Genomic DNA, 10386 nt, shown 5'->3' on the forward strand with positions numbered 1-10386 from the left:
AGACAGCGACACGCCGTCGTGTCGGCGTGTCGCTGTCTCATACTCACCGCAAATCAGTTTTCCGACGCCGCCTCGCCCAGTACGGTCTCGGGCGAGTGCCCAGTTCCCACCCGGAGAGCAGGTTTCGTCCATGGCATGCCGTATCAGTGAGCTCGTGCTCGAATGCCGCGACCCCGAGGCGCTGGCGCGGTTCTGGTGCGAGGTCCTGGACTTCGTCGTGCTCGATCGCGAAGAGGACAGCGCCCTCGAGATCGGGCCGCGCGAAGGGTTCGGCGGCCCGCAGCCGACGATCATCCTCAGCCCCAGCGACGAGCCGCAGCGGGGGAAGCCCCGGCTGCACATCGACGTCAACGCCACCGACCGCGATCAGGACGCCGAGCTCGAACGCCTTCTGAAGCTCGGGGCGCGCCCGGCCGACATCGGCCAGACCGGCGAGGAGTCCTGGCATGTTCTCGCCGACCCCGAGGGCAATGAGTTCTGCCTGCTCAAGGCCCGCCTCAACCCACTCTGAGCGGGTCGGCCGGCCAGGTTCAAACCCATCCGCGTCTGGTGGCTTCGACCCCCGCGTGGAAGCGGCTTTTGGCCTGGAGCGCGGCGAGGAGATGCTGTACGCGTCGGCGCACGGTGCGGGTGGTGATGCCGAGCTGCCGGGCGATGGCCTCGTCCTTCATCCCGGCGGCGAGCAGGGTCATGACTTCGCGTTCTTCTTCGCTCAGTCCGGTGGGGTCACCGCCGATGGGGACGGCCCGGCTCCAACTGGTCTCAAAGAGCATCACCAGGCCGTCGAGGAGCGGGGAAGAGCGCAGGTGCAGGGCTTTGGCGTTCTGCGGTTCGTGGTCGAGTGTGATGACTGCGGTGGTGCGGTCCGCGATGGCTCCCCTGAACGGAAGGTCGGGGTGGATACGGGCCTGGAGTCCGCCGATCGAGGCGCGCTGGGCGCTCACCTCCGGTGTGAGGCCGTCGGGGTCGCAGAGCTGGCGGAAGGTCACGCCTCGTTGCAGGGTTTGCTTCTCCATGCTTCCGGTCTCACCGGCGACGTAGGGGGCGGTGTCCCACATGAGGATTTCGTCGCGGGCGTCGCGCAGGAGCTGGTGGTAGCGGTGCCCTACGTCCTCCCAGGCGTCCAGCTGATCAAATGGGCGCTCGCCGCGGTCGGTGCGCCGGGAGCGGCGGTAGGCCTCGTGAAGGTGCGGCAGCGAGCCTCGGACCTGGAGCAGTTCGGTTTCGTGTTTGAGGACCAGCGCTCGCAGGGCGCGATCGGGGTCGGCCGCGGACCATCCGGCGCCGGAGTCACCGGCCGTGGCCAGGACGTTGGCGCGAAGGGCAAGGCCGTTGGCGCGCAGCCAGTCGAGGAGGGTGGTGGTGGACTCGATGGTGCGCCCGGTGTCGCGGGCGAGGTCGGATGCGGTGGCGGTTCCGCGGTTGAGGAGAGCGAGGTAGACCGCCTCCGTGCCGTCCGGCATCCCGAGGCCGGACAGTGCCGACAACTCCCGAGGCATCGCAGCCCTTTCGTATAGCGGATTCCTCTAGCGGACAGAATCCGCTTGCTGACGACTTCGCTTCCTAGTCATGAACAGGACACTTGCGCGAGCATCCTCCGGTAACCGGGCCGGTGCGTCCAGCAGCCCGGGCCGAAGGAGGAATTCTCTATGAGAGACCCCGGAAGACTCCGCGCGGCGGCCGTACTCACGGCCGCCGCCGCGGTAGTTGCGGGCACGCTCGTGGCCGGACCGGCCGCTGCCGACCCCGCACCAACCGCAGCCGAAGCCGCAGCCGGCCGGTCAGCCAAGTCCGGCCCCAGCCCGCAAGCGATGACGAAGCCGGTCCTGACCACACTGATCACCGGCGATGTCCTGACCGTGCACGGCATGAACGGGAAAAAGTCGATCAGCGCGGACAGCTCCGGGCCCTCTCGGGGCATCGTGACGCTCTACGAGGAGAACGGCCACACCTACGCCATCCCCTCCGCAGCCCAGGCCGGCGTCAACGGCGGCCGTATCGACCGTGAGTTGTTCAACATCGACACCCTCACGAGCAATGGGTACGGCGCCTCGAAGCCGGTTCCCGTCATCGTCGACAACCAGGAGAGCGCCAAGGCTCCGACGAAGCCCTCTCAGGCGGAAGGGGGCCGTGCCCTCAAGAGCATCAACGCGCTCGCGGTCACGGTGGCCAAGGACAGGGCGGAGAGCTTCTGGCGCGGCTACGACAGCACGAGCGACCTGCGGAAGCGCGGAGTGGAGCGGATCTGGCTCGACGGCAAGGTCAAGGTCGACCTCGCGGATTCGGTTCCCCAGATCGGCGCACCGGACGCGTGGAAGGCCGGGTTCGACGGCAAGAACGTCACGGTCGCCGTCCTCGACACGGGCGTCGACGCCACCCACCCGGACCTGAAGGGACGGATCTCCCGGAGCAAGGACTTCACCGGCGGGACGGACGCCGTCGACCACTTCGGGCACGGCACCCACGTCGCCGCGACCGTGGGCGGCAGCGGCGCGGGCAACGGCGCCAAGGGAGTCGCGCCCGGGGCCGATCTGGTGGTCGGCAAGGTCCTCGGTGACGACGGCTCAGGCACATTCAGCTCGATCATCTCCGGTATGGAGTGGGCCGCCCGGAACGGGGCCGATGTCATCAGCATGAGCCTGGGCAGCGACACCCCGGACGACGGCAGCAATCCGATGAGTGCTGCCGCCGATGAACTCTCCGAGGAGACCGGCTCGCTGTTCGTCGTCGCCGCGGGCAACGCCGGCCGCCGCACCATCGGCAGCCCCGCCTCTTCGAGCGCCGCGCTCACCGTCGGGGCCGTGGACAAGGCCGACGCGCTCGCCCCGTTCTCCACCCGCGGGCCGCGCAGTGGTGACTACGCGGTCAAGCCCGAGATCTCGGCACCCGGCGTGAACATCCTCGCCGCCCGCGCCGCGGGCACCTCCATGGGCACCCCGGCAAACGACCTCTACACCTCCGCCAGCGGCACCTCGATGGCCACCCCGCACGTCGCCGGCGCCGCCGCGATCCTCAAGCAGCAGCACCCCACCTGGACCGCCCAGCAGCTCAAGGCAGCCCTCGTTACCACTTCCAAGCCGGGCGGCTATCAGGCCGCCGAAGGCGGCGCCGGACGCGTCGACCTGACCCGGGCCGTGTCCCAGAACGCCTACGGCACCCCCGCGGCGCTGAATCTCGGAGCGATCCGCTACGCCGAGGACGGCGACTACAAGCCGGTCTCGCGCCAGATCACCCTGCACAACACCTCCGGCACCGACAAGACCTTCGCCCTCAAGGACACGGGCGTCAATGCCGCGGGGAAGCCCCTGCCGGACGACGCCGTGACCGTGTCCGCCGCCTCGGTCACGGTGCCGGCGGGCAAGTCCGCCGACATCACGGTCACCGCCGACCCGAACCTCCTGGCCCGGGACACGCATTATAGCGGTCGGTTGTCAGCCACGGCCGAGGACGGCACCACCGTCGTCTTCCCCTTCTCCTTCCTCATGGAGAAGCTGATGTACGACGTCACCATCAAGGGCATCGGTGCCGACGGTGTCGCCGCCGGCGGCCCCAGCCAGGCGTATCTGTTCCAGGCGGATATCCCGATCCGCACGGCCTCGACGTTCGACGCCCAGGGGGTCGCCCGGCTGCGCGTGGCACCGGGCACGTACAAGATGTACGCGAACATCTTCACGCCTGACGCCGCCCGCAACTGGATCGACGAAGCGACGGCGGCCTTCGACTCGTCGGTGACCGTCGACCGCGACCTCACCTTCACCCTCGATGCCCGCAAGGCGACCGACGTCAAGGTCGACACCGGCCGCGCCACCGAGTGGCGAGGCGGCGCGTTCACCTACGACGAGTACGTGCTCCTGCTGCCCGGGAACATCAAGAGCATCTCGACCCTGCCCTCCCCCGGCGACGAGAAGACCGGCTTCGAACTCTTCTCCTCCCTCACGGCCCCGGTACTGACCGCGAAGGCGAAGACCAACCGGCCCCTCACTCTGGCCCCCACCCAGCTCGACGGCGCGAAGAAGTTCAGCGGCCACCGTACGCTCACCGTCGTCGACGCCGGGACCGGAACGGCCGAGGAGTACCGCGGGATCCGCGCCCGCGACAGGCTCGTCCTGGTCACCCGCAGCGCCGACGTGCCGATCTCCGAGCAGATCGACACCGCGGCCGAGCACGGCGCCGCCGCCGTGGCCGTCGCGAACGACACCCCCGGCCGCCTCGTCGCCCCGGCCGGCTCCACCGCCGTACCCGCCTTCGCCCTCGACGGCGAACAAGGCGAACGGCTGGCCGCACAGGCCGCCAAGCGCACCGTCCGTGTCGAACTGAAGGGCACCCCCTACAGCCCCTTCCAGTACGACCTCGTCAATTCGGCCCGCTCGATCCCCGAGAACGGGCTGAAGTTCGCCGTGGACGAGACCAACACCGCACGCATCGACGCCAACTACTACGCCCACGCCCAGAAGGAAGGCAACCTGCTGCAGGCGACCGGTCACGTCGGCGGCCTGTTCTACGCCTCCACCACGGTCCCGATCCAGCTGGGCACCGCACGCGAGGAGTACGTCACCGCCCGCCCCGAGGTCGACTACTGGACGGGAGTCGACATCGCCGGCTCCGACGGCGTCGCCGTCTTCGACACCGGCTGGCACGACTTCGCCCCTGGTGAACGGCGCACGGTCGACTGGTTCAAGCAGGTCGCCAACCCCACCCGCGGCGGGACCTGGATGGACCAGGGCTATTCGCCGGGTGTCGGTGACTACCTCTCCGTCGGCGCCATTCCGTTCCCCGACGGCGAGTCCTCGCATCTGCCGGTCGCGGTCTGGGACGACAAGATGTCCGTCGTCCTGTACCGCGGGGAGAAGGAGATCGCCCGTAAGGACGACTACTTCTACACGACCTTCTACAACGTCGATCTCGAACCGGGCACCTACCGGGCGGTCCAGAAGGTCGACCGGGATGCGCCCGGCTGGGAGTTCTCCAGGTCCGCCACCACCGAGTGGACCATCAACGTCACCAAGACGGGCATCTCCAGGCAGATCCCGATGCCCAAGCTCTCCTACGACATCGGCCTCAACCTGCGCAACCAGGTCAAGGCGGGCAAGAAGCTGCCCATCACCGTCAACGCCACGCTGCCGCCGAACACCGACGGCAAGGTCACCCAGGTCAGGACCTGGGCCTCCTACGACGACGGCGCCACCTGGACCCCCGTCGAGCTGAGCCCGTCCCAGGACACCGGCAAGTACACCGGCACCCTGCGCCTCCCCCGCGCCTCGGCGGCCCCCGGCTATGTGACGCTGCGCACCGAGGCCACCGAAGCGTCCGGCAACACCATCGACCAGACCGTCAAGCGGGCCTTCGGCCTCGGGTAACCGCTCCTCACAGCACCACACACCCCACGACACCACCGCCGCGGGATGCCCCGGAGTGACATCCGGAGGCCTCCCGCGGGCTTGCCGGCGCTCGGGTCCGTACGGGTGGACACCCCGTACGCACCATTGCTGCCACCCCGTCACCCTCGTTAACGTGCCGCTCACATACCACCGTTGGCCCGGGCCGGGCGTCATTGGGGGCACCAGCATGAGCGATCTGAGCAGACGTACGCTGATCGGAACCGCCGGAGCACTCGGCGTCGGGGCCGCCCTGGGGAGCCAGTCCCCAGCGGCCGCCGAGGGAACGGAAAGCGCGGAGGACCACGCCGTGTTCGACACCGCGCCCGCGCGCGCCGCCCTCGAGCGGCTGCTGCCGGAGCACGCCAAGCAGTTCCGCCTGGTGCCCGTCGAGGGCGAGGGCGGCGAGGAGCGGTTCGAGGTCTCGGGGCGGCCGGGGCGGATCGAGGTGACAGGGACCAGCCCGGCGGTGCTGCTCGCCGGGGTGCACTGGTATCTCAAGTACACCTGTCATGCCCTGATCACCTGGGCCGGGGACCAGCTGAACCTGCCCAAGACGCTGCCCGCGCCCCGGGCCCGCATCGAGCAGTCGACCTCGCTCCCGCACCGCTTCGCCTTCAACGACACCCACGACGGCTACACCGCGCCGTTCGCCGGCTGGGACCACTGGGAGCACCTGATCGACGTCGCGGCCCTGCACGGCTGCAACGAGCTGCTGGTCACCGCCGGGCAGGAGGCCGTCTACCACCTCCTCCTCAAGGACTTCGGCTACTCCGACGAGGAGGCGCGCGCCTGGCTGCCCGCGCCCTCCCACCAGCCCTGGTGGCTGCTGCAGAACATGAGCGCATACGGCGGGCCGGTGAGCCCCGAGCTGCTGGCCAAGCGCACCGCCTTAGGCCGGAAGATCGCCGACCGGCTGCGCGAGCTGGGCATGCGGCCGGTGTACCCCGGCTACTTCGGAACCGTCCCGGACGGCTTCGTGGAACGCAACCCGGGGGCGCGTACGGTCCCGCAGGGCACCTGGAACGGGCTCGAGCGCCCCGACTGGCTCGATCCGCGCACCGAGTCGTTCGGGCAGGTGGCCGCCTCGTTCTACCGCCACCAGCAGGAGCTGTTCGGCGAATGCGACCTGTTCAAGATGGACCTGCTGCACGAGGGCGGCGACCCCGGGGACGTCCCCGTGGCCGACGCCGCCCGCGCCGTGGAGACCGCCCTGCAGACCGCCCGGCCCGGCGCGACCTGGGTGATCCTCGGCTGGCAGGCCAACCCCCGGCGGGAGCTGCTGGACGCCGTGAACCACGACCACATGCTGGTGGTGGACGGCCTGTCGGACCTCGACTCGATCGGCGACCGGGAGCAGGACTGGGGCTCGGTGCCGTACGCCTTCGGCACCATCCCCAACTTCGGCGGCCGCACCACGATCGGCGCCAAGACCCATATCTGGGCGCGGCGGTTCACCCAGTGGCGCGACAAGCCGGGCAGCAAGCTGGTCGGCACCGCCTATATGGCGGAGGCGGTCGGGCGCGATCCGGCGGCGTTCGAGCTGTTCAGCGAGTTGGCCTGGAGGGATGCGGCGGTGGACCGCGAGGAGTGGTTCCGTACGTACGCGGACGTACGGCTGGGCGGGCGGGACGAGCGGGCCCGGGACGCGTACGCGGCGCTGCGCGACACCGCCTACCAGATCACCAGCTCCGACGGCCGCCCGCATGACTCGGTCTTCTCCGCCCGCCCCGATGTGACCGCGCGTTCCGGCACCAACTACGCCACCCGCATCCCCGCCTTCGACCTCGCGGACTTCGACCCCGCCTTCGCCGCGCTCCTGGACGTACGCCCGTCGCTGCGCGACTCCGACGCCTATCGCCACGATCTGACCGATATCGCCCGCCAGGCGCTCGCCGACCGCTCCTGGACGCTGATCCCGCATCTGCACGACGCGTACGAGCGCAAGGACCTGGATGCCTTCCGGACGCTGGCCCGGCTGTGGCTGAAGCTGATGCGGCTGAGCGACGATATGACCGGCGCGCACCGGGGCTTTCTGCTCGGTCCCTGGCTGGAGGACGCCAAACGGCTGGCGTCCGGCGAGGCGGAGGCCGAGCGCTTCGAGCACCTGGCGCGCACCCTCATCACCACCTGGGCCGACCGGGTCACCGCGGACACCGGAAAGCTCGCCAACTACGCCAACCGCGACTGGAACGGCCTGATCGGCGACTTCCACCTGCCGCAGTGGCAGAGCTACCTGGACGAGTTGGAGGACGCGCTGACCGAGGGGCGCGAGCCGCGCGACTTCGACTGGTTCGCGGTCGAGGAACCCTGGACGCGCGAGCGCAAGAGCTACCCGGTCCGGCCCACGACGGACGCCCACCGCACGGGGCGCCGGGTGTACGAGGCGCTGGTCAAGGCCCCGTACCAGGGCACCGCCACCGTCTCCACCACCCCGTCGGGGGTGGCGCCCGGGGGCACCGCCGACATCGCCGCGGCCCTGCGCAATATGAACGGGCTGCGCGCCACCGGCCGCGTCGACTTCGACCTGACCGTGACCGGCCTCGACCCGAAACCGCAGGGCGACACCTGGCTCCGCTCGATCCCGGCGGCCAAGACCGGCGAGGTCCACTGGCGGGCCACCGCCCCCGACGAGCCGCTTGAGAACCCGCTCAAGCCGCTGCCGTACAAGCTCGGCGTGGAGTTCGGGCCGCGCGGCGAGGACCGGGTGCGGCTGGTGCGCACCGGCACGCTGTGGGTGGCCGGGCCGCTGGACGCCGGCCTCAAGACGGTCACCAACAACGCGGCGGTCTTCGGACAGTTGTCGGATCGTTTCGCGATCGACGGGGCGGGGCGGGACCTGTGGAAGGCGACGGCCGAGTTCGGGTCGGTGTACCGGGAGGGGGCGCTGGCCGTCGGCACCGCCGTCACGGTGAAGGTGGTCAGCCAGGCCGTGACGGGCGCCTGGGCGCGGGCGGGCATCATCGCCCGCGACAGCCTGGCGACGGCGGGCTCCCGGGGCTTTGTGAACCTGGCCGCCACCCCGTCCAGCGGCATCGTGCTGTCGTACGACTCGAACGGCGACGGCACGCTGGACGCGTACAAGCGGATCACCGGCGTCAAGGCGCCCGTGCTGCTGCGGCTGACACGGGTGTCGGCCACCTCGTACAAGGGCGAGCTGTCGACCGACGACGGGACGACCTGGCGGACGGTGGGGACGGTGACGGCGCCGGGGGGCTCGGGCTCCGCGCAGGACGTCGGGATCTTCATGACCGCGACGCATGGGGGGAACGTGGCGCGCGGGACGGCGGAGTTCAGCGGGTGGCGTGTGGGGTGACCGCGGGGGCTGCGGGTGACCGTATGGCCCGTCGGGTGACCTGGGGACTTCGGGTCACCCCGAGGGGCTTCGGGTGATCGCTTGGCCCCCACCGCTCCGGTGTGGCGCCCAGTGGCGCCGCACCGGAGCGGTGACCATCCCATCCGGCGCTCGTTCACCAACCGTGGAGCAGCAGCAGGCGACAGCCAACCTCTCCGAATCCCCCACCCTCATCGACGTCGAGCAGGCCGAGGCCGCCATCGTCGAGCACTATCCGCGGCTGGTGCGGCTCGCGTATCTGGTGCTGCCACCCGGCGTGGGGCGCACGCGCCGGGTGCTCGCGGCGCATGCCCTCGCCCAGCGCGCGCTCCCCCGCAACCGGGCGAACAGCGCGGGAACTCAGACCGGCACCGGGCCGGGGCTGCCCGGACAGCGCGGGTCGCGGAGCGGGCCGGAGGGCGCGGCGGGCGACGGCGGGTACGCCTTCGTACGGCTGCGGGTGCTGCGCGGCGCGCTGCGGGCCGCGCGGCGGCGGCGTGGGCCGCTGGCGCCGGCGCTGCCCCGGGTGTGGGGACTGCGGCTGGTCCCGCGCCCGGGCGGGGCCGATGAACTCGCCCTGGACAAGGCGCTGTCGGAGCTGTCAGGACCCGGCCGCGCCGCGTATGTGCTGCGCGAGCTGGAGGAGATGGACGACCCCGAGGTGCGCGAGGTACTGAAGGCCGCCGGGGTCGTCGATCCGCGGGGCGCGCTCATCGAGGCGGACGAGATGGACGGCCCGGCGGGCAGCCGGGACGGGGCGCTGCTGGAGTCCGCCGAGTTCGACGCCTGTTCGCTGCAGGCCAGGCCCACCGATCTGATGCGACGCCGCCAGCACGTACGGGCGGCCCTCGCCGCCGCCGCGGCGCTGGTGGTGTGCGGCACGCTGCTCGGGCTGCCCGGCGAGGGCTGGGGCCCCAGCGGCGCGGCGGCCCCCTCGTACGCGCGCAACCCGTCCTCGGAGCGGGCGCTCGACCCGGCGGAGCTGACCCGCGCCGAGCCCGGCGCATGGCGCACCGCCACCCGCGCCGACTTCTCGTCCTGGCCCGCGCGCGGCGACCGTACGGACGACACGCCGCTGCTGCGCCGGGCGCTGGCCGTCTGGGCGCGGCCGGGCCGCTCGGTGCATGTGTCGGTCACGCCCGGCACCCAGTCGGGCCCGCCGTCCGGACCGCCGCAGTTGCTGTACGCGGGCGAGGTGGACCAGGTCGCGGTGGTGCTGCTGTACGACGGGCTGCGGGTGGTGCGGTACGCGGAGAAGGGCCGGGGCGACGCCGGCGCGGTGGCGCTGGACTTCGCGCGGACCGACGCCGCCGACGCGGCCTCCTCGACCGCGCTGGTCGCCACCCGCGCGGACGGCAACGTCCGCTATCTGACGGCTCCTTGGGTGCGCCGCCCCTCCGTACGGGACCTGGTGCGGCCCGACGAGGCACCGCGGCCGCTGCGGCTGGCCCCGGACGGGGTGACCGACCCGGTACGGGCGGGCGGCGCGGGCCTGGTGCCCGGCTCGGGACGGCCGCCGGAGTGCGAGAGCTGGACGGCGCTGCGGCTGGGCTCCCGGCTGGTGACGGACTTGGGCGAGATCGTCCCGGCCCGGCTGACGTACGGCGCCCCCGGCCGGTTCGGGCCGGGCGGCGGCCCGCTGGACGTGGCGGGCGCGGAGGCCCGGGCGGCCTGGGC

General features: G+C 71.5%; 5 protein-coding genes. 4 read left to right on the forward strand and 1 reads right to left on the reverse strand.

Annotated features, from left to right (window positions below):
* Positions 1-130: 130 nt before the first annotated feature.
* On the forward strand, positions 131-511 hold the full coding sequence (locus ACWDSL_RS48995) for a VOC family protein (protein ID WP_450495696.1): 381 nt from the start codon (positions 131-133) through the stop codon (positions 509-511).
* Between the two features lie 19 nt (positions 512-530).
* On the opposite strand, the gene ACWDSL_RS49000 is transcribed toward ACWDSL_RS48995, so the two are convergent.
* Entirely contained in the window at positions 531-1499 is a 969-nt protein-coding gene (locus ACWDSL_RS49000; protein ID WP_450495697.1) for a helix-turn-helix transcriptional regulator, read from the reverse strand.
* Positions 1500-1811: 312 nt separating this feature from the next.
* Here ACWDSL_RS49000 and ACWDSL_RS49005 point away from each other — a divergent pair, with 312 nt between their 5' ends.
* From ACWDSL_RS49005 to ACWDSL_RS49015, 3 genes are all read left to right on the forward strand, one after another.
* Positions 1812-5357: a S8 family peptidase gene (locus tag ACWDSL_RS49005; protein WP_450495699.1), complete on the forward strand. Its 3546-nt coding sequence runs from the start codon at positions 1812-1814 to the stop codon at positions 5355-5357.
* Positions 5358-5565: 208 nt separating this feature from the next.
* A complete protein-coding gene (locus tag ACWDSL_RS49010) occupies positions 5566-8691 on the forward strand; it encodes an alpha-N-acetylglucosaminidase (RefSeq protein WP_450495701.1) in 3126 nt (1041 codons plus the stop codon).
* Positions 8692-8854: 163 nt separating this feature from the next.
* On the forward strand, positions 8855-10386 hold a 1532-nt coding region (locus ACWDSL_RS49015; RefSeq protein ID WP_450495702.1), incomplete at its 3' end, for a hypothetical protein.

Source organism: Streptomyces sp. NPDC000941, from assembly GCF_053599555.1.